Annotated in this window: 17 protein-coding genes; 11 read left to right on the forward strand and 6 right to left on the reverse strand. The window is 72.0% G+C overall.

Features of this window, described 5'->3' with window-relative positions; genetic code table 11:
* The first annotated feature begins 69 nt into the window (after window positions 1-69).
* The 8 genes from BZY54_RS40530 to BZY54_RS40565 all read left to right on the forward strand — a co-directional run bounded on the left by BZY54_RS40530 (window position 70) and on the right by BZY54_RS40565 (window position 8752).
* Entirely contained in the window at window positions 70-876 is an 807-nt protein-coding gene (locus BZY54_RS40530; protein ID WP_086730370.1) for an acetoacetate decarboxylase family protein, read from the forward strand.
* 37 nt (window positions 877-913) lie between these two features.
* Window positions 914-2377 carry an aldehyde dehydrogenase gene (locus BZY54_RS40535; RefSeq protein WP_086730371.1) on the forward strand — a complete coding sequence of 488 codons (1464 nt, stop codon included), beginning with the start codon at window positions 914-916 and terminating at the stop codon, window positions 2375-2377.
* The gene (locus BZY54_RS40540; RefSeq protein WP_086730372.1) at window positions 2370-3305 is read left to right on the forward strand and encodes a 3,4-dihydroxyphenylacetate 2,3-dioxygenase; all 936 of its coding nucleotides are present in this window, start codon (window positions 2370-2372) and stop codon (window positions 3303-3305) included. The genes BZY54_RS40535 and BZY54_RS40540 overlap by 8 nt, the downstream gene beginning before the upstream one ends.
* Window positions 3306-3316: 11 nt before the next feature.
* Window positions 3317-4162: a fumarylacetoacetate hydrolase family protein gene (locus BZY54_RS40545; protein WP_086730373.1), complete on the forward strand. Its 846-nt coding sequence runs from the start codon at window positions 3317-3319 to the stop codon at window positions 4160-4162.
* Between the two features lie 28 nt (window positions 4163-4190).
* On the forward strand, window positions 4191-4805 hold the full coding sequence (locus BZY54_RS40550; protein WP_086730374.1) for a TetR/AcrR family transcriptional regulator: 615 nt from the start codon (window positions 4191-4193) through the stop codon (window positions 4803-4805).
* A gap of 181 nt (window positions 4806-4986) precedes the next feature.
* Window positions 4987-6447: an APC family permease gene (locus BZY54_RS40555; RefSeq protein WP_086730375.1), complete on the forward strand. Its 1461-nt coding sequence runs from the start codon at window positions 4987-4989 to the stop codon at window positions 6445-6447.
* Between the two features lie 92 nt (window positions 6448-6539).
* Window positions 6540-8030 (forward strand): aldehyde dehydrogenase, encoded by a 1491-nt coding sequence (locus BZY54_RS40560; protein ID WP_086730376.1) that lies wholly within the window; start codon window positions 6540-6542, stop codon window positions 8028-8030.
* Window positions 8027-8752 (forward strand): gamma-glutamyl-gamma-aminobutyrate hydrolase family protein, encoded by a 726-nt coding sequence (locus BZY54_RS40565; protein WP_086730377.1) that lies wholly within the window; start codon window positions 8027-8029, stop codon window positions 8750-8752. Before BZY54_RS40560 ends, BZY54_RS40565 begins: the two co-directional genes overlap by 4 nt.
* A 166-nt stretch (window positions 8753-8918) precedes the next feature.
* Here the strand turns inward: BZY54_RS40565 and BZY54_RS40570 are convergent, their stop codons facing one another.
* Entirely contained in the window at window positions 8919-9491 is a 573-nt protein-coding gene (locus BZY54_RS40570; protein ID WP_086730378.1) for a MarR family winged helix-turn-helix transcriptional regulator, read from the reverse strand.
* Between the two features lie 161 nt (window positions 9492-9652).
* On the opposite strand from BZY54_RS40570, the gene polX reads away from it, so the two are divergent.
* The gene (polX, locus tag BZY54_RS40575; protein WP_086730379.1) at window positions 9653-11422 is read left to right on the forward strand and encodes a DNA polymerase/3'-5' exonuclease PolX; all 1770 of its coding nucleotides are present in this window, start codon (window positions 9653-9655) and stop codon (window positions 11420-11422) included.
* A gap of 51 nt (window positions 11423-11473) precedes the next feature.
* Here the strand turns inward: polX and BZY54_RS40580 are convergent, their stop codons facing one another.
* Together BZY54_RS40580 and BZY54_RS40585 are read right to left on the reverse strand one after the other, a co-directional pair.
* Entirely contained in the window at window positions 11474-11989 is a 516-nt protein-coding gene (locus tag BZY54_RS40580; RefSeq protein ID WP_086730380.1) for an inorganic diphosphatase, read from the reverse strand.
* 30 nt (window positions 11990-12019) lie between these two features.
* On the reverse strand, window positions 12020-12610 hold the full coding sequence (locus BZY54_RS40585) for a GNAT family N-acetyltransferase (protein WP_086730381.1): 591 nt from the start codon (window positions 12608-12610) through the stop codon (window positions 12020-12022).
* A gap of 57 nt (window positions 12611-12667) precedes the next feature.
* On the opposite strand from BZY54_RS40585, the gene BZY54_RS40590 reads away from it, so the two are divergent.
* On the forward strand, window positions 12668-13246 hold the full coding sequence (locus tag BZY54_RS40590; protein WP_086730382.1) for a TetR/AcrR family transcriptional regulator: 579 nt from the start codon (window positions 12668-12670) through the stop codon (window positions 13244-13246).
* 489 nt (window positions 13247-13735) lie between these two features.
* Here BZY54_RS40590 and BZY54_RS40595 read toward each other — a convergent pair whose 3' ends face one another.
* The gene (locus BZY54_RS40595) at window positions 13736-15541 is read right to left on the reverse strand and encodes a glycoside hydrolase family 35 protein (RefSeq protein WP_086730395.1); all 1806 of its coding nucleotides are present in this window, start codon (window positions 15539-15541) and stop codon (window positions 13736-13738) included.
* Window positions 15542-15808: 267 nt separating this feature from the next.
* Here BZY54_RS40595 and BZY54_RS40600 point away from each other — a divergent pair, with 267 nt between their 5' ends.
* Complete coding sequence (locus BZY54_RS40600; protein WP_086730383.1) at window positions 15809-16858, forward strand: LacI family DNA-binding transcriptional regulator; 1050 nt, start codon at window positions 15809-15811, stop codon at window positions 16856-16858.
* 45 nt (window positions 16859-16903) lie between these two features.
* Here BZY54_RS40600 and BZY54_RS40605 read toward each other — a convergent pair whose 3' ends face one another.
* Together BZY54_RS40605 and BZY54_RS40610 are read right to left on the reverse strand one after the other, a co-directional pair.
* The gene (locus tag BZY54_RS40605; protein ID WP_086730384.1) at window positions 16904-19990 is read right to left on the reverse strand and encodes an NPCBM/NEW2 domain-containing protein; all 3087 of its coding nucleotides are present in this window, start codon (window positions 19988-19990) and stop codon (window positions 16904-16906) included.
* Window positions 19991-20234: 244 nt separating this feature from the next.
* Entirely contained in the window at window positions 20235-20693 is a 459-nt protein-coding gene (locus BZY54_RS40610) for an ATP-binding protein (RefSeq protein ID WP_244217579.1), read from the reverse strand.
* Window positions 20694-20697: the final 4 nt, after the last annotated feature.

Below are 20697 nucleotides of genomic sequence, written 5' to 3' on the forward strand. Positions count from 1 at the left end.
GCGGCGGCCGCCGCCCGCTACCGCGCCGAACTGATCGAGCAGCCCGCCCTCACCGCATAAGGATCACCCGTGACCAGTGTCCGTGGATACTTCCACCCCAAGACGGCGACCGGAGCCTCGTCGCTGATCCCCTCACCGCCCTGGCGCTACTCCGGCGACCTGCTCACCGTCGAGTACCGCACCGACCCCGACCGCGTGCGCGAACTCCTTCCCGAGCCGCTGGAACTCGCCGACGAGGACCCCGGCGCGGTCGCCCTGATCTGGGCCGACTGGCAGTCCTGCGCCGCGTCGGGAGAGGAACTGCTCGACCCGGTGCGCGCCCAGTACAAGGAGGCGTTCGCGGTCGTCCGCTGCAAGTACAAGGGGCAGACCTACACACGCTGCGTCCACATCTGGGTGGACAAGGACTTCGCGATCGCCCGCGGGCTGCACCAGGGCTACCCGAAGAAGCTCGGCTCCATCCACCAGACCCGCCCGCACCCCTACGGGCCTGCCCCGCGCATCGAGGCCGGCGCCCGCTTCGGCGCCACCCTCGCCGCCGCCGACCGGCGCCTCGCCCAGGCCGTCGTCACGCTGCGCGAGCCGTCGGAGACCAACGGCTTCGTCAACGGGCATCCGATGGCCCACCACCGGTGGCTGCCCTCCATCGAGAAGGGCAAGGGCCTCGCCCTGGACGAGCTGATCGAGTCCGGCGCGGCCTCCTTCGAGGGCGGACAGCCCTGGGTGGGCGACGCCGACCTGGAGCTGTTCGGCTCGCCCACCGAGGAACTGGCCCGGCTGGAGGTCCGCGAGCCGATCGCCGCGTACTACCGGCAGGTGGGCGTGGTGTGGGACGGCGGCCGACTGCTGGAGTCGAACACCTCCGGCGCCGAGTGAGCCCGCGCACCGCATCGACCACCAGGAGCCCCACACCATGAGCGCACCCATCACCACCGTCGCCGGAGTCGCCGTCGACACCCGCCACTGGATCGGCGGCCGGCGCGTCGCCTCCACCGACACCTTCACCGACGTCTCGCCCATCGACGGCAGCACACTCGGCGAGATCGCCCGCGGCACCGCGACGGAGGCCGCGGCGGCCGTCGCCGCCGCCAAGGCCGCCTTCCCGGGCTGGGCCGCCACCTCGCGCGCCGAGCGCGCCCGCATCCTGCACGCCGTCGCCGACGGCGTGGAGAAGCGCCTCGAAGAGCTCGCCGTCGTCGAGACCGCCGACAACGGAGCCCTGCTGCGCTCCCACCGCCGCGGTGTCATGCCGCGGGTCGCGCACAACTTCCGCTTCTTCGCCGACTGGCTGCTGGGACTGGACCACGAGGACTTCGAGACCCGCGGCCACACCAACCACGTCAGCTGGGACCCGGCCGGACCCTGCGTGCTGATCACACCGTGGAACGCGCCCCTGATGCTCGCCACCTGGAAGGTCGCCCCGGCGCTGGCGGCCGGCGACACGGTCGTCCTCAAGCCCGCCGAGTGGTCCCCGCTGACCGCCTCCCTGCTCGCCGACATCGCCGCCGAGGCGGGGTTGCCGGCCGGTGTCCTCAACGTCGTGCAGGGCTACGGCTCCGAGATCGGCGACGCCCTGACCTCGCACCCCGATGTGCGCCGGATCAGTTTCACCGGCTCGGTGCCGACCGCGAAGCGCATCGCCGCCTCGGCCGCCGCCAACCTCACGCCGCTGAGCCTCGAACTCGGCGGCAAGTCCCCGCTGCTGGTGTTCGCCGACGCCGACCTGGACCTGGCGGTCGACCTCGCGGTCGAGCAGTACGACAACGCCGGGCAGGTCTGCCTGGCGGGCACCCGGCTGCTGGTGGAGGAGACGGTCGCGGAGGAGTTCACGCGCCGGTTCGTCGAGAAGGCCGGCCGGCTCAGGCAGGGCGACCCCCGCGACGAGGCCACCGACATCGGGCCCAACATCCACCCCCGTCAGCTGGAGAAGATCGACGGCTTCGTGCAGCGCGCGATCGCGGCCGGGGCCCGCGCGGTCATCGGCGGGCACCGCGAGGACGGCCAGTACTACGCGCCGACCCTCCTCACCGACGTGTCGCAGGACTCGGAGATCGTGCAGGAGGAGGTCTTCGGGCCGGTCCTGACCCTGCAGACCTTCGACGGCGAGGACGAGGCGATACGTCTGGCCAACGACACCCGGTTCGGCCTGGCCGCCACCGTCGCCACCGGCGACCCCCGGCGCGCCGAACGCGTCACCGCGCAGCTGGTCGCGGGCACCGTGTGGGTCAACTGCTTCTTCGTCCGCGACCTCCAGGCGCCCTTCGGCGGCTCCCGCCAGTCCGGCGTCGGCCGTGAGGGCGGCACGTGGAGCTTCGACTTCTACTGCGACGTGAAGAACACCGTCACCGCCCCGAAGGGATGGAAGGACCATGGGTGAGATCGTCGGGGCGGGCCTGCTCGCCCACGTCCCCACCATCGTGCTGCCGGAGGAGACCCGGCGGGAGCTGAACGAGGGCAAGGAGATCACTCTCGTCACCGGCCTGCACCAGCTGCGCGGGGACGTCTTCGAGCGGGACGACTACGACACGGTCGTGGTCCTCGACTCGCACTGGGCGACGACCGTGGAATTCGTCGTCACCGCGCAGCCCCGCCGGGCGGGCCTGTTCACCTCCGAGGAACTGCCGCGCGGCATGTGCCGCATGCCGTACGACTTCTCGGGTGACCCCGAACTCGCGCACAACATCGCGTCGTTCGCCGACAAGCACGGCACGTGGATCACCGCGATCGACGACGAGTACCTGCCGATCTACTACGCCACGATCAACCTGTGGAAGTTCCTCGGCGAGGGCCTGCCCGGCAAGCGGTGGGTGACCATCGGCGTCTGCCAGACCGGCGACATGGAGGACCATCTGCGGCTGGGCCGTGCGCTGGCCGACGGCATCGCCGCCACCCCGGGGCGCAGGGTGCTGCTGATCGCCTCCGGCGCCCTCTCGCACACCTTCTGGCCGCTGCGCGAGCTGCGTGACCACGAGTCCGGCGATCCGGCGCACATCTTCACGCCCGAGGCCCGTGAGGCCGACCACGAGCGCATCGCCTGGTTCAAGGAGGGCCGGCACGACAAGGTCCTCGACACCATGGACGAGTTCTGGAAGTTCAAGCCCGAGGCGAGGTTCTTCCACTACCTGATGATGGCGGGCGCCCTCGGCGAGCAGGCGTGCGTCGCCCGGGCCCGCCAGTACGGCGAGTACGAGAACTCGATCGGCACCGGTCAGGTCCACCTCTGGTTCGACCGCCCGGCCGACGGCTGGACCGGCACCGGTCTGCCCACGCCCCCTGCCCCGCACAACCCGCACAGCCGCGTCTGAGGAGTCCCGACATGCCCGAATACCGCCGTATCCTCCTCGACGGCGCCGCCGTCCAGGTCACCGTGGACGGGGACGAACTCGTCGCCGGGGACGGCCGCCGCGTCAAGACCGAGGAGGCGCAGCACCTGCCGCCGGTGGTCCCCTCCAAGGTGATCGCCGTCCACCTGAACCACCGCAGCCGCGTCGAGGAGTTCCAGATCGCCCTCCCCGAGACGCCCACCTACTTCCACAAGCCGACCTCGGCCCTGAACTCCCACAAGGGCGCCGTCGTCCGGCCCGAGGGCTGCAAGTGGCTCAACTACGAGGGCGAGGTCGCCATCGTGATCGGCAAGACGGCGCGGAACCTCTCCGCGGCCGACGCCGGGGACCACATCGCGGGCTACACGGTCGCCAACGACTACGGCCTGCACGACTTCCGCGACACCGACGCCGGCTCCATGCTCCGGGTCAAGGGCTCCGACACCCTCTGCCCGCTCGGCCCCGGCCTGGTCACCGACTGGGACTTCCACGGCAAGCGGCTGCGCACCTACGTCAACGGCGAGGTCGTGCAGGACGGGTCGACGGACGAGATGAAGTGGGACATGCACTACCTCGTCGCCGACATAGCCCGCACCATCACGCTCCACCCGGGCGACGTGCTGCTCTCCGGGACCCCGGCCAACTCCCGGCCCGTCCAGCCCGGTGACGTCGTCGAGGTCGAGGTCGAGGGACTCGGCAGGCTCACCAACCACATCGTCACCGGCCCGACCCCGATCCGCGCGGACGTCGGTGCCCAGCCCACCGAGTCCGAGGAGGTGCTGTCCACCGCGCTCGGCGGCGACTGGGAGTTCCGTGGTATCCGGCCGCCCAGGCGCTGAGCGGAACGCCGCCGGTAGGGTCGACGCCATGACCGACTCCGTGGAGCCCGCCGGCGAGCGCCGTACCCGCAAGCGTGTGAACCACTACGGGTCGGGCCGGGTGGCCCTGCTGGACGCCGCTGTCCGCGTGGTCGCCCGGGGCGGGCTGCGCAAGCTCACCTACCGGGCCGTCGCGGAGGAGGCCGGGGTCACCCACGGGCTCGTCGTGCACCACTTCGGTTCGCGCGACGCGCTGATCGAGGAGGCCGTCACCCACGCCATCCGCTCCTCGCTGCACAGCAGCGCCCTCGATGTCGGCATGGGCAAGGCGTCCGACTTCGCGGGCGGTCTGCCCGACATGGTCGACTCCGGGCCCGAGCTGCAGGCCTTCCAGTACGAGCTGCTGCTGGAGGCCCGCCGCCGGCCTGAGCTGCTGCCGCACCTGCGCGCCCTGTACGAGGAGTACTTCGAGGCGAGCGGGCGTGAGCTGGCCCGCATCCTGCCGGGACCGGTGAGCCGTGGCACGACCCGGCTGGTCTTCGCCGCGCTCGAGGGCCTGGTGCTGCACCAGCTCGTCTTCGGCGAGCGCGAGGTCACCGAGGAGGCCCTGGCGGAGCTGAGGGCCCTGCTGCAGAAGCTGGCCGAGGGCCCGGCCGCGAGCTGACGCTCACCTGCGGCAACCTTGAGGGAGCGTCGTTCCCGGCCCTCGGTAACGGGGGCGTAAGGATTCGTCGCACCGGCGGGATTCCCTGCTTCCACCCCCTTGCCAAACGGATAGTTCCGCCCCACGATGAGGCAACTCGTTTGGCCTGAAACGAACTCTCCCTCTCTGGCAGGTGATCCGAGTGGACAGTCAGACGGCTTCCGCACCGCGGACCGTGAAGGACGCCCCCACTGCAGCCACGCTCAAACCCAACGCCCTGGGTGTCCTGGGCATCCTCTTCTTCGTACTGTCCGGTCAGGCCCCGCTGACGGGTATCGCCGGCGCGGCCCCGATATCGGTCGCCATCGGAAACGGATCCGGCACACCGGCCGCCTACCTGCTGGCCGGGGCCGTGATCCTCCTCTTCTCCGTCGGCTTCGTCGCGATGGGGCGGCACGTCGTGGACGCCGGCGCCTTCTACACGTACATCGGCACCGGCCTCGGCCGCACCGCCGGCGCGGGCAGCGCGAGCGTCGCCCTCTTCGCCTACTGCGTGATCCAGGCGGCGATGTACGGCCTGTACGGCTCCATCGTCAGCGGACTCGTCGCCGACCACACCGGACTCCACCTGCCGTGGTGGCTGTGCACGCTGGCCACCATGGCCGTGGTGCAGGCTCTGGGTGCCGCGGGCATCGAGATGGGCGCCCGGGTCCTGGCCGTCTTCGTCCTCGCCGAGTTCAGCATCCTGCTGATCTTCAGCCTGGTCACCCTGTTCAAGGGCGGCGGCCCCGAGGGGCTGGGCGTGGCCGACAGCTTCTCCGCGTCGGCGGCCCTGCAGGGCGCACCGGGCGTCGCCGTGATGTTCGCCGTGGCGTCGATGTTCGGCTTCGAGGCCACGGCCATCTACGGCGAGGAGGCCAAGGAGCCGAAGAAGACGGTGCCGCGGGCCACCTATCTCTCGGTGATCGTCGTCACCGGCTTCTTCGCCCTGGTCTCCTGGATGCTGATCTCGGCCTACGGCGCCTCCAAGGCACCGGCGGCCGCGGGCAAGGCGCTGGCGAGCGGCGACTCCGCCGGTTTCGTCTTCGCGCCCATCACCGCCCAGTTCGGCGGCTGGGTCGGCGACGTCCTGCCGATCCTCCTCGCCACCTCCCTGTTCGCCGGCATCCTGACCTTCCACAACTCCGCCAACCGCTACCTGTTCTCCCTCAGCCGCGACGGCCAGCTGCCCGCCGGCCTGTGCCGGCTCAACACCCGGCACTCCCCGTGGGCCGCCGGCTGCGTACAGACCGTGATCGCCGTACTCCTGGTCGTGCCGTTCGCACTGGCCGGCAAGGACCCGGTGCTCACCCTCTTCTCCTGGTTCAGCGGGCTCGCCGTCCTGGCGATGATGCTGCTCTACCTGCTGACCTCGCTGTCGGTCGTCGTGTTCTTCCGCCGCCGGCGCGTGGACAGCCGGGTGTGGAACACCCTGATCGCACCCGTGCTCGGAGCGCTCGGCCTCGCGCTCGCCATCTGGCTCATCCTGGCCAACTTCACGACCCTGATCGGCGGCGAGGCGAGCACGGCAGTGTGGCTCGTGCTCTCCGTGCCCGTCGTGCTGGCCCTCGGCGTGGCCAACGAACGCCTGCGACGCCGACGCGCCGTACCCGGCCCGCGCTGAACCCACCGGTGGCCGCCCGCCCGCCACGGCGCCAGGGCGGGCGGCCGCCGTTCCTTCCCCCACCGCCGAACCCCCGTGGTCTGGAGGACCGCATGACCGCTGCGACCCACGACGAATGGCTCCGCCGGGCCAAGACCCTCGAACTGCCCCGCACCCACCTCATCGACGGCGCCGAGGAAGCCGGTGGCGGCAGCACGTTCCGCGCGGTCTCTCCCCGCGACGGCCAGGTGCTCACCGAGGTCGCCGACGGCGGCCCGGCCGAGGTCGACGCCGCCGTCTCGGCAGCGCGACGCGCCTTCGACCACGGTCCCTGGCCGCGTCTGGCCCCTGCCGAGCGGGGCCGGGTCATGGTCCGTCTCGCCGATCTCCTCGACGAACACCGGGCCGAACTGGCGCTCACCGTCAGCCTGGAGATGGGCAAGCCCATCACCGACGCCCACGACATCGAACTGCGCGCGGTCATCAACACGTTCCGCTGGTACGGCCAGCTCGCCGACAAGCTCACCGACGAGTCCCCGCACACCCCGCCGGACGCGCTCGCCCTGGTCACCCGGGAACCGGCCGGCGTCGTGGGCGCGGTCGTCCCCTGGAACTTCCCCCTGACGCTGGCCGGCTGGAAGGTCGCCCCCGCTCTGGCCGCCGGCTGCACGGTCGTCCTCAAGCCCTCGGAGAACTCACCGCTCTCGGCGCTGCTGCTCGGCCGTCTCGCGCTGGAGGCCGGTCTGCCGCCGGGCGTGCTCAACGTCGTCAACGGCAACGGCCCGGTGGCCGGCCGCGCCCTCGGGCTGCACCCCGACGTCGACGTCCTGGCCTTCACCGGCTCCACCGCCGTGGGCCGCCACTTCCTGCGCTACTCCGCCGACTCCAACCTCAAGCGCGTCTGGCTGGAGCTGGGCGGCAAGTCCCCCAACATCGTCCTGCCCGACGCCCCCGACCTGGACAAGGCGGCGGCGATCGCCGCCTGGGGCATCTTCTTCAACCAGGGCGAGATGTGCACCGCGCCCTCCCGGCTGCTGGTGCACTCCTCGGTCGCCGAGCACGTCACCGAGGCCGTCGTGGAGCGGGCCCGCGCCCTGCGCGTGGGCGATCCCCTCGACCCGGCCACCGAGATGGGGGCCCTGGTCGGCGAGCACCACCTCGACCGCGTGCTCGACCACGTCCGCACCGGGCGTGACGACGGAGCCCGGCTGCGCACGGGCGGCGCGCGCACCCTGACCGAGACCGGTGGCGTCTACCTCGAACCGACGGTCTTCGACCAGGTGACCTCGGAGAGCCGGCTGGCGCGCGAGGAGATCTTCGGACCCGTGCTGTCCGTGCTCGCCTTCGACGACCTCGACGAGGCCGTCGCCCTCGCCAACGCCACCGAGTACGGCCTCGCGGCCGGCCTGTGGACGGCCGACCTCTCCACCGCCCACACGGTCTCCCGCGCCCTCAGGGCCGGCACGGTGTGGGTCAACTGCTACGAGGAGGGCGACCTGACCGTGCCCTTCGGCGGCATGAAGCAGTCCGGCAACGGACGGGACAAGTCCGTCCACGCCCTGGAGAAGTACACCGAACTGAAGACCACCTGGATCCAGCTGTGACCCGCCGCCCGCTGATCGCCGTACCCGCCCGTTTCTCCGCCACCACCTCCGCCCTGCGCTACGCGGCCGAGGTCAACGCGCGCGCCCTGATCGAGGCCGTGTGGCGGGCGGGCGGCGAGCCCGTCACCCTCCACCCGCACGCACCGGGCGGCACGGCCGACCCCGCCGAGGTCGCCGACCGCCTCGCCCGCTTCGACGCCCTCCTGCTCCCCGGCGGCGGCGACCTCGCGCCCCACCGCTACGGCGCGGCCGACACCCATGCGGCCGTCTACGACGTGGACGACGAGCAGGACGCCTTCGACCTGGAGCTCGCCCGGCAGGCCCTCGCGAGCGGCCTGCCCCTGCTGGCGATCTGCCGCGGTCTCCAGGTGGTCAACACGGCCCTCGGCGGAACGCTGCACCAGGACATGGGCGGCCCCGAACGCGAGCATCGCCACGTCCGGCACCCCGTCTCCATCGCGCCCGGATCGGTCCTGGCCCGGGCCACCGGCGCCGACAAGGCGGAGGCTTCCTGCTACCACCACCAGCACGTGGACCGGTTGGGGGAGGGGCTGACCGTCACCGCCCGCGCCGCCGACGGGACCGTCGAGGCGGTCGAACTCACCCGGTCCGACGGCCTGTTCCTGGCCGTGCAGTGGCATCCCGAGGACACCGCGCACGAGGACCCGGCCCAGCAGAGACTCTTCGACGCGCTGGTGCAGGCCGCGCGGCAGCCGGGGTGAGAGGAGACCGCGTCCGTCCGCCGACCCGGGCGCGTCCGTCTGCTGACCAAAAGCGCGTCCGTCCGCCGACCGGGCTGCCTCCGCCCGCCGAACGTGGCGCGCCGGTCCTGCCGACCGGGGCCGCGCCTCGGCGCAGGCGAGACGATGCGACGCCGGGCGGCCGGGGTTACTTCCGGGCGCGCCGTCCGCTGCGGCGCGGTGTGGGATTCTCGCCGTTCAGCAGCGACCTGCGCCGGTCCTCGCCCTCCTCCTCGACCTGGAGTACCACCTGCCGCAGCCCGTCGGCGAGGCTGCGGCACTCCACATCGCTCAGCCGGGCGGTGACGAAGGCCTCCTCCTCGTTGAACGCCGGGAACACCTGGCGCATGAAGTCCTCGCCCTGCTCGGTGAGGGCCAGCAGGACGAGCCGCCCGTCGGTGGGATGACCGGCGCGCCGCAGCAGACCGCGCGACTCCAGCGTGCGGGCGACCCCGGTCAGCGTGCCCTTCGATATCCCCGCCTCCTCGGCCACGTGCCGGGTCTCGGACTCGCCCCACACCCACACCACCCACAGCACCACGAAGGCGGTCCAGGTCAGGTCCGAGCCACGCAGCACGGAGTTCTCCAGATGCTGGCGGACCGCGGACGCGGCCCGGTAGATGTTGGCCACGGCGGCCATCTGTTCCCGGCGCAGCGCAATGCCACCGAGCTTCGCCTCCGCGAGCTTCTCCGCCTCGCCGATGGACCGCTGGCTGGGCACGGTCGCCCCCTCACTTCGTCGCCGGAACCACGGGCCCCCGGCCCGAGATCGTTCGGCATCAAATTGTACGGGTGACACGATCACGCCGGCCTGGTGCGGCGTGTCCCGACCGGCACCCTCGGCTCTCGGCGCGGGCGGGCACGGCCGCCTACCCTGGAGGTGTGGCTCGTTCCAACGACGAGGTCGCCGCGCTGTTCGCCGAATACGCGGACCTGATCTCGATCACCGGAGGAGACGCGTTCAAGGCACGCGTCTACGAGAAGGCCGCCCGGTCGGTGGGCGGGTTCCACGCCGACGTGTCCACGCTCGGCCTCAAGGAGCTCCAGGAGATCCCCAACGTCGGCAAGTCGATCGCCCAGAAGATCGTCGAGTACTTCCGCGACGGCAGCGTGTCCGCGGTCGAGGAGCTGAGGGCCAAGATCCCCGCCGGTGTCCGGCGGCTGACCGCCGTGCCGACCCTCGGCCCGAGGAAGGCCTGCCTCCTGTACGAGGAGCTCGGCATCTCCTCGGTCGAGGAACTGGCCGACGCCATCCACGCGGAACGGCTGCGCGACCTGAAGGGCTTCGGCCCCAAGACGGAGGAGAACATCCTCCACGGCATCGATCTGCTCCAGTCCTCCGAGGACCGCGTGCTGCTCGACGTGGCCCTGGACCTCGCGGACGACGTGGTCGCCGGGCTGTCGCGGGTGACCGGCTGCCGGCGGTGCGCCTACGCAGGTTCGCTGCGCCGCTTCCGCGAGACGATCGGCGACATCGACGTGCTCGCCGCCGCGGACGGGCCCAAGCCGCTGATGCGGGCGCTGACCGAGCTGCCGTACGTCTCGGAGGTCATCGCGCACGGCGACAAGAAGACCTCGATCCGCACCACCAAGGGCCTCAGCGTCGACCTCCGTGTCGTGCCACCGGACTCCTGGGGCGCTGCCCTGCAGTACTTCACCGGCTCGAAGGCGCACAACATCCGCACCCGCGAACTGGCCGTGCACCAGAAGCTGAAGCTGTCGGAGTACGGGCTGTTCGACACCGAGAGCGGCGAGAAGATCGTCTCCGAGACGGAGGAGGAGGTCTACGCCCGGCTCGGCCTGCCGTGGATCCATCCGGCGCTGCGCGAGGACCGGGGGGAGATCGAGGCCGGGCTGCGGGAGGAGCTGCCCGACCTGATCGAGGAGTCCGACATCCGGGGCGACCTGCACACCCACACCGACCTCACCGACGGCCTGGCCCCGCTGGAGGAGATGGTCGCGGCGGCCGCCGAACGCGGCTACGCCTACTACGCGGTGACCGACCACGGGCCCACCCTGTACATGCAGCGCATGACCGACGAGCGGATGCTGGCCCAGCGCGAGCAGGTGCGCGAGCTCGACGGCGCCTACGGCAAGCGCGGCCGGCGCAGCCGGGGCGGCGGCATGCGGCTGCTGCACGGCGCGGAGCTGAACATCGACCCCGAGGGGGAGGTGGACTGGCCCGGGGAGTTCCTGGCCGGCTTCGATCTGTGCGTCGCCTCGGTGCACTCGCACTTCAACCAGGGACGCGAGCAACTGACCCGGCGGCTCGTACGCGCCTGCGAGAACCCCTACGTCAACATCATCGGCCACCCCACCACCCGCATCATCGGCAAGCGGCCGGGCATCGACGCCGACCTGGACGAGGTCTTCGCCGCGTGCGCGCGAACCGGCACGGCGCTGGAGATCAACGCCCACCCGGACCGCCTCGACCTGCGGGACGAGGACATCCTGCGGGCCAAGCGGCACGGCGTGAAGTTCGCCGTGGACAGCGACGCCCACTCCACCCTGCACCTGGCCAACATGCGCTACGGCGTGGGCACGGCGCAGCGCGGCTGGCTCACCGAGGACGACGTCATCAACACCTGGCCCCAGGAGCGGCTGCGGCGCTTCCTGGACAAGGGCCGCACGAAGCGCCGCTCCAGGACCTGAGCACGGCTCGCGCGCTACCGGGCGTCCGGGACGGCGGCCGCGTCCGCGAGATCACGCCAGGGTCCGACCGGTACCGGCTCCGGTGCCCGCGTCCGCGGCCCGGGCGCGGGAGGCGGCGATCTGGGCGTACGCCTGTTCCCGTCCCTCCCAGTGGGAGCCCTCGACGCTCTTGCCGGGTTCGAGGTCCTTGTAGACCTCGAAGAAGTGGGTGATCTCCAGCCGGTCGAAGTCGGGGACGTCGCCGATGTCCTGCAGGCTCGCGTACCGGGGGTCGTGCGCGGGCACGCACAGGATCTTCTCGTCCGGGCCCTGCTCGTCCTTCATGCAGAACATGCCCACGGCCCGGCACTCTATGGCGCATCCGGGGAACGTCGGCTCGCCGACGATCACCAGGGCGTCGAGGGGATCGCCGTCCCGGCCCAGGGTGTGGTCGATGTAGCCGTAGTCGGCCGGGTACTTGGTCGAGGTGAACAGCAACCGGTCCAGCCGGATGCGGTGCAGTTCGTGGTCCATCTCGTACTTGTTGCGGGATCCCTGGGGGATCTCCACGATCACGTCGAACTCCACGGTGTCCTCCTGACGCTGCGGTGAGCCGCGTCACCGGCGCGCTCGGCGTACACCTCCAGTGTGCTCCCGCACGTCGCCGCCGGCCGGGTGGGCCGTGCCGTCCACCGGGGCGGGGCGCAGATCGAGGGTCCAGTTCTGGCCGACGAGGTCCTGGCCGAAGCTGTGGTGGCGTTCCTCGTCGGCGAGGGTGAAGCCGTGGCCCTGGTAGATCCTGCGCGCGGAGACCAGCACGTCGTTGGTCCACAGCGTCACCCGCCGGTAGCCGGCCTCGCGAGCGAACTCCAGGCACTCGCCGACGAGGCGGCTGCCGAGGCCCAGGCCCCTGGCGGCCGGGGTGACGAGCAGGATGCGCAGCTTGGCCACCTTCGGCTCATCATCGGCGACCAGGAAGACGCACCCCGCGCGTTCGCCGTCGACCTCGGCGATCCAGCCGGACTCCCCGGCCGGGTCGTGCCGAGCGGCGTAGTCGGCGACGATCCGGGCCACCAGGGCCTCGAAGTCGGTGTTCCAGCCGAACTGCCGGGCGTAGACCTCACCGTGGGCCATCACCACCCAGCCCAGGTCGCCGGGACGGTCGGCACGGCGCACGGTGACGTGCGGCTGGTTGTCCTGCTGCGGCATGAGTTGCTCCCCTGCGCCTGGCTGACACAACTGTTTCAGTAACGCTACGCTAGCTCCATGCCCCAGGAAGCGACAGCCCCCTCCGCCCGGCAGATCGAGCTGCTGGAGGCCGCCTACCGGTACGCGCTCGCACACGGCCTGGCCGATCTCTCGCTGCGCCCGCTGGCCACGGCCATCGGTTCCAGCCCCCGGGTCCTGATGTTCCTCTTCGGCAACAAGGACGGCCTGGTGCGGGCGCTGCTGGAGCGCGCCCGCGTTGATGAGCTGGCGCTACTGGACCGCCTCGGGCGGGCCGGGCAGCCCATCGGACTGGTTCCGGCGGTCGAGCGGGTGTGGGCGTGGCTCGCGGCCGACGAGCACCGTCCGCTGCTGCGGCTCTGGGCCGAGGCGTACGCCCGGTCCCTCGTCGAGCCCGAGGGGGCGTGGGCCGGGTTCGCCCGCGCGACCGTCGACGACTGGCTGGCGGTCCTGGCCGCCTGCCAACCGCAGCCGGAGAGGGACGGCGAGGCCGGGGCGGCCCGCCGCACCCTGGCCCTGGCGGTCCTCCGGGGCGCGCTGCTGGACCTCCTCGCCTCCGACGACGAGCCCCGGGTCACCGCGGCGGTGCGACACCAACTCGCCCTGCTGCGCGGCTGACGCAGCAGGGCGAGTGGGGGTGGCGCGGGCGGCGCGTCCGACCGCCGGGGCGGTGCCGGGGATCACCCACCACTGCTGACCGACGGTGAGCCCGCCGGCGCCGACGGCGGTCACGCTGGGCCTGGTGCCCCAGGCGCGCTGGGCGGAGGAGGCGGAGTCGACGCCCAGCAGGCCACCGGTGGCGGCGTCGCCGATACGGACGGGCCGTCACCGTTGCCGGAGAAGATCCACGACCGCGGGGCGAAGCCGGTCGCCCCGCCCCGCCGTGGCGACGACCGCGACGACGAGCGCTCCCGCCGCCCTTCTCCGTGGAGCTGACACAGGTGCTCCTTACTCATGACGGGCGGCGCCGGGCTGCGCCGCCTGCTGGGTGTGGTTCCTGTGCGTCACTGCGGTACAGCGGACCGGCGTCAGGGCCGGTCCGGTCTGTGGGGCCCGGCGTGCGCGCGTGCCGGCGTCCTCACGGCACTCGCCGCCGGCCGTCGCGCGTCAGTCGAAGGTCTCGACGTACTCCTCGGCCGGTCCGAGGCCGGGCCCCTCGTGCAGGGCCAGGTGGTCGCCGAACCGTTCGAGCTCCAGGACGGTGAGCGTGTTCTCACCGGCGCGCAGCAGTGGGCGCGGGAGGTAGAGCGTGGTCTGCGGCCCGATCTCCCAGTAGCGGCCGAGCAGCGTGTCGTTGACCCAGACGAACCCCTTGCCGAAGCCGGGCAGGGCGAGGAAGGCGTCGGCCGGCTCGGTCACCTCCAGCAGGGCGGTGGCGAAGCCCGCGCGGCCGTCGGGGGGCGCCGCCGACGCGGCGCCGGCGGTCTCGCGCGGCCCCCACTCGTCCAGCGGCAGCCGGTGCATGGTCCAGCCGTGCACCAGCCGGCGGTCCACGCGCACCCCGCCGAGGATGCCCTTGCCCTGGCCGAGCAGCGGGCCGTAGTTGATCCGGCCCTGGTTCTCCACCAGCAGCTCCAGCCGGACGCGGACGCCTCCGCCAGGCACGGTGAACGACGACGTCTCACGGTCCAGTACGCCGACGGGGGCGCCGTCGACGAACACCTGGGCGCGGTCGTGCAGCCCCGTGACGGTCAGCTCGTGGCGGCCCGGCGGCAGCAGCGGCTCGGCCGTGTACAGCACGAGTCCGGAGGCCTGTGCGAGCTCCTCGAAGCTCAGCGGCAGCGGCGCCCGGACCGGCTCCGTCGTGGACCGCAGCGCGGGCAGCAGGGCGGCCCGCCGGGTGACCTCCAGGGAACGGGGCGCCAGCAGCGGCGGATCGGCGGGCGCGGGAGGCAGCGGAGGGACATCGCCGCCGAGCGCGGCCAGTCGCTCCCGCAGGGCGAAGAACTTGGGGGTGAGCGCGCCGTGTTCGGCGACGGGCGCGTCCGAGTCGTAGCTCGTGACGGTCGGTTGGAGGGACGCGCCGTCGTGGTTGGCGCCCGCCCACAGTCCGAAGTTGGTGCCGCCGTGCGCCATGTACAGGCTCACCGAGCCGCCCGCGTCCAGGATCCCGCCCACCCCCTCGGCCGCGCTCGCGGCCGAGCGGACGTGGTGCCGCTCGCCCCAGTGGTCGAACCAGCCGCTCCAGAACTCCGCGCAGAAGAACGGCTCGTCCGGGCGGCGCGAGCGCAGCAGCGCCGCCGCCTCGGCGGGGCGCGAGCCGAACGTCGCCGCCGCGAGCTCGCCGGGCACGGTGCCGCCGTCCTGCATCAGCGGTGTCGGCCCGTCGGCCGTGTACAGCAGCTCGGTGACACCCCGCTCGACGAGTGCGTCGCGCACCCAGCGGACGTAGGCCTGGTCGTCGCCGTAGCTGCCGTACTCGTTCTCGATCTGCACGGCCACGACCGGTCCGCCCCGGCCGGCCTGGAGTTCGGCGACGCGCGGGATCAGTTCGTCGAACCAGCGCCCCACCGCGTCCAGGAAGGGGCCGTGGGAGGTGCGCAGCCGCATGCCGGGGGTGCCGGTCAGCCATGCGGGCAGCCCGCCGTTGTCCCACTCGGCGCAGATGTACGGCCCCGGGCGCACGATGACGTCCAGTCCCGTCTGCTGCGCCAGCCGCGCGAAGCGCGTCAGGTCGCGCCAGCCGTCGAAGCGGACGTCGCCCGCGGAGCGCTCGTGGAAGTTCCACGGGACGTAGGTGTCCACGGTGTTGAGGCCGAGCGCCGCCAGCCGCAGGAGCCGGTCGGCCCACTGCTCGGGATGGACCCGGAAGTAGTGCAGCGAACCGGCCAGCACACGGTGCGGGCGGCCGTCGCGCCGCAAGGTGCCGTCGGAGAAGGTCAGGACGGCCTTCGCGTAGTGCGCGGTGTCCATGGTGTCCCGGTTGCCGCTGGTGTCGGCGGTGCTGGTGGTCGTGGTGGTCACGTGACGGCGCCCCAGAATGTGATCGATGCCTTCCCGGAGCCGGACGGCGATCCGATGCCGGGCCAGCCGCCGGCCGACGCGCTGACGGCCGAAACTATGGCAGAGAATGTTATCGATGCCAACAAGAGGGGATCCGGTAGCTCGCCGCCCGTGGAAGGACCAGCTCGGCATGGTGTGTGGGCGATATCATCCCGTCCCGGGACGAGGAAGGAACCCATGGCGAAACAGAGGGACGGCGAGGGGCGGCCACCGGGGATGACCGATGTGGCCCGGATCGCCGGAGTGTCGGCGCAGACCGTGTCACGGGTGCTGTCCGGGCACCCCAACGTGCAGGAGAAGACGCGGGCCAAGGTCCTGGCCGCGGTCGAGCAGCTCGGCTACCGCCGCAACAACGCGGCCCGCATGCTCTCCTCGGGGCGCAGCCGCGCCATCGGCGTGGTGACCCTGCAGACCAACTTCTACTCCCGGGCCGCCGTCACCTCGGGCATCGAGCACGCGGCCCAGGCCGCCGGGTACACGGTCAGCACAGCGACCACCACCTCCCTCGACACCTCCGCCATCGAGGCCGCCCTGTCCCGCCTGGCCGACCAGGGCGTCGAGGGGGTCGTGCTGTCGGTGCCGCTGGCGCACAGCAGCGAACGGATCGAGCAGTTCACCCGGGCCGTCCCCACCATCACCATCGACGGGTCGCGCACCGACGCCACCGAGGTCGTGGCCGTCGACCAGGCGCTGGCCGCCCGGCTGGCCACCCGCCATCTGCTGGACCTGGGCCATGACACGGTCTGGCACATCGCCGGCCCCGAGGAGTGGCTGGAGGCGGCGGCCCGGCGGGACGGCTGGCGCGCGACGCTCGAAGAGGCCGGCCGCTCGGTGCCGCCGCCGCTCGAGGGCGACTGGTCGCCCGCCTCGGGCTACCGCAACGGACTGGTCCTGGCCCGCATCCCGGAGGTGACGGCGGTGTTCGTCGCCAGCGACGAGATGGCGTTCGGCGTGATCAGGGCCCTGCACGAGCAGGGCCGGCGGGTGCCGCAGGACATCTCCGTGGTCGGCGTCGACGACATCGAGCTGGCCGAGTACTGCTCGCCGTCCCTGACCACCGTCGCCCAGCCGTTCGCCCAGATGGGCACGCTCGCCGTGGCCCACCTGCTGCGGCACATCGCCGACCCCGGCGCCGTACCGGAACCGGCGTCGGTGGAGCCGCAGCTCGTCGTCCGCGCGAGCACCGCACAGGCCGGTGCCCCGGCCCCACGGCGCGAGACACCGTAGGCCCGGGGCGCCGTACGACCGAGGCACCGAAGTACCTCCCACAGGTCAGGAGGCGCAGTGGAACTTCGCGTCCGCCCAGTCGCCGTGGTCGCCGGACTTGGTGCCGTCGGTGTCGGTGACCACCAGATGGACATGGCGGGCGCCGGACAGCGGCACGTCCACCGGGACGGGATCGGACTTGCCGTTGACGGTGGGCGAGGACCAGAGGGTCTTGCCGTCGGCGACGACCGAGAAGGACACCCCGCCGTAGCCGTTGATCTCGTCGTCGATGCCGACGGTGGCGGTCACGGAGGTGCACTGGCCGCCGAGCCAGAACTCGATGTCGGAGTCGGCGTGCGCGCCGATGCCCTTGGCGTAGGTGGTGCCGTTCAGGGTGAGCTGGTGCCCGTCGCCCGCGGCCGACTCCCCGTTGCTGCGGTCGCGTTCGGGCGGCCCCCAGCCGTTGGTGGCGTTCAGCCAGGGCAGGTCACTGGCCCACGCGTCACCCTTGGGCGGGGCCGGCATGGTGCGCAGCGCCGCGCGTTCCGTGGCGACGTGCTCCTCTCCCGCCGCCCGGTAGCGGGCCGTGCCGGTGAGAACGGCCTCGCCCGGCTGCGTGTCGGCCGGCGGGGTCACGGTGAACTCCGCGCTCGCCCGTTCCCCCGGGTCGAGGCTGCCGACGGTCCGTGCGGGTGAGACGGTCCAGCCCTGGGGGGCGGACAGGGACAGTTCGGTGGCGTCGGTCCCGGTCCGGCCGGCGGTGAAGTCCACCGTGACCTTGCCGGAGACACCGGCACCCAGCTCCTCCGCAGGCGCGAGTGAGACGGTGCCGGTAGCCGCGGGCACCCTGCCGCCCACCGCGCTCGCCGCGTCGAGGTCGATCCCGAAGGCCCGCGAAGTGCTGAGGGCAGGCGTCTTGACCTGGACGACTCCGGCCCGGTCGGAGGCGTCGTACCACCAGCCCTCGCCGGCCGCGTCGAAGGCGGCCTTCGAGGTGAACCGGGGCAGTGCGGCGCCGTCCAGGCGCACCTGACGCGGCGAGGAACCGGTGTGCACGGTGAACCGGTACGGGCGGCTCTTCTGCTTGCCGGCGAAGTCGCCGGTCTCGGCGCCGACCGCGATGCGCACCGGCCCCGCTCCGCTGTCCGGCGCGGTCACGGCCACCCGCTGTTCGGCGTACTCGCCCTGCCGGTGCTGCCGGGTGACGCCGTCGTCCTCGTACAGGGTGAAGGAGGTGCTGCCCTGCGGGTAGACGTCCCAGGCCAGCGGGGAGCCCGCGGTGCGGTCCTGGTAGGAGGTGATACCGGGCCACATCGGCACGGAGGCGCCGGCCTTGACGAACAGCGGGAGGGTGTCCAAAGGAGCCTGGTAGCCGTTCACGGTGGTCGGCCCCTGGTAGGTCCTGCCGGACCAGTAGTCGACCCAGGTGCCCTTGGGCAGGTAGATGCCGTCGCGCACGGTGCTGTCGCGGTAGACCGGGGCGACCAGGAAGTCCTCACCGGTGAGGAACTCGTACTTGGCGGCGTCGCTCGCCGCGACCGGGTCGTCCGGGTACTCCAGCGCCAGCGGCCGGACGGGCCCGACGCCGGTGCCGTGGGCCTGCGCCGCGTAGGTGTACATGTACGGCAGCAGGGATTCCTTCAGCTTGAGGTACTTGCGGTTGATGCTGGTGTACGGCTCCCCGTACTGGTAGGGCTGCTTGTCCTTGGCGGCCCAGCCGTCCATGGTCATCACGGCCGGCAGGAACGCCTTCCACTGCAGGTCGCGGGTGTAGGTCTTGGCGCTGCCGCCGAAGATGCCGTCGACGTCGCCGCTGGTGTAGGCGAGCCCGGACATGGTGGCGCCGGCGTAGGTGGGGATCTGCCAGCGTATGTAGTCCCAGTTGCCCGACTGGTCGCCGCTCCACTGCACACCGCAGCGCTGCGCGCCGGACCAGCTCTCCGGGGCCCAGGTGAAGCCGCGTGCGTCGCTGTTGTCCTCGATGCCGCGGTAGGCGGCCTTGCAACCGTCGAGCGCGAACTTGTAGCCGCTGCCCACCCAGGCGACGTCCAGCTTGGCCACCCGCTGGCCCGCCTTGACCTGGTCGGCCAGCTTGTCCAGACCGTTCTCGGTCCACAGACCCATCTGCATCTTGCGGTCGTTCAGGCCCTTGGCGGTCTCGGCGAGGTTCTCGTAGCCGCAGCCGTAGCCGTCGTTGACGAGCATCCAGCCCAGCGGCATGTCGTTCTTGGCGTAGTCGTCGGCGATCTTGAGGGCGTCCAGGGTGTGCCGCTCGCCGCGGTTGGCGTTGTGCAGGTAGCAGTCGGAGTCGCCGACCTCCAGGCCGTAGATCGGCGGGAGCATCGGGCGGCCGGTCAGCCGGGTGTACTGGCCGATGACGTCCTTGGTGGAGTCACCGGCGAAGTAGTAGGCGTCGAACCGGTTCTCCTGCTCGGTGGTGGTCACCGGGTCGGTGAAGGCGTAGGTGCCGGGGGCGTAGGTGTTGCGGTAGACGCCGTAGCCGGCCGAAGAGAGGTAGAACGGCACGGAGTTGGGGTGACCGCCCTCGTTCCAGTTGTAGTCGACGCCCACCTTGAGGGTCTTGCCCCGGTGCGAGGTGTTGCCGCTGCCGTTCTGCTCGCCCGTGCCGTAGAACTGCTCGTCGGCGCCGCGTGCCAGGGTCTGGGTGGTGGAGGTGCCGTTCCAGCTGATGCCGCGGGTCTCCTCCCACAGCCGGGTGCCGTCGGCGCGGTACAGGGCGAAGCGCAGCGGCGACTTGTACACCCGCAGGGTCACCTTGTCCGTGGACAGTTCGTAGCGGTCGCCGCGGTCGGCCCAGCGGGTGGCGGGCGGCTTGCCCTGCGGCAGCACGATGTCCTCGCCCACCGGGTCGGTGAACGTGCCGTCGGGGGCCACCTCGATGCGGAAGGTGTCGGCCGAGACGAAACCGACGCGGGCCTTCGCCGTGCCCGCAGTGAAGGTGTAGGCGGCGCCGGAGTGCGAGAACCCGGTGACCGCCCCGATCACGGTCTCGGTCCCGGCTGCGGTGGCGGGAGCGGCCTGGGCGGTGACGGACGGCGCGGCGGTGGTCGCGAGCACCGCGAACACGGCCGTGGCGGCCAGAACAGCGCCTCGGGAACGGAAGGCCTTGCGTCTGCGGGGTGGAGCGGTCATATCGGTCCTTTCGTACACGTCGGGCGGCGGATGCCTGCCTGTGATCACCTGACCTCGGCATGCTTGCTTGAAGTTGCTTGTTACGGTGCCGAATCAAGCAGAATCAATCACGGGCAGAAGGTATAGCGCACCGCCGTCGCTGTGACCAGAGCGCGTGCAGAGCGAGACCGGTCCCGACCGGAGGTGACGATGGGGCCCACAGGGCAGTCGATGCGGCGCGATCCGGATCAGGTCGTCACGGCCGTCATGCGATCCGTTCGACCTCGAACCCTCCGCGGCCGTCGAAGCGTACGCCGTACACCGCGTCGAAGCCGTCGCCCGGCGCGGGGCGGCGCAGCCGCTCGAGCGTCGCGTGGATGCCGACGTCCGGGACCCGTTCGCGGTCCGTGCGCAGCGCGTTGCGGCGCAGCGAACCCGCCAGGTCCGGCGGGAACCAGTAGGCGAGGACCGTGGCGCCGTGCGCGTGGCCCGCGTCCACCAGGGGGCGCCACTCCTCGGGGGAGGGGTTGTTGTTGTCCACGGCCACCGAGCGGCCCGCGGCAAGGGCATCCTCGACCAGCCGCATCTGCCGGGCCTGCTTGCGGCGCGCACCGCGGGGGAACAGATCCTTGCTCACGAGTCCGAAGCGGTCCGCGAGGCGGCAGCGGTAGAACGTGGACTTGCCCGACGCCTGCAACCCCACCAGTACCGCGAGCTCGGTCACCTCG

Origin of the sequence: Streptomyces carpinensis, from assembly GCF_002154505.1 — a bacterium.
Lineage (GTDB): Bacteria > Actinomycetota > Actinomycetes > Streptomycetales > Streptomycetaceae > Streptomyces > Streptomyces carpinensis.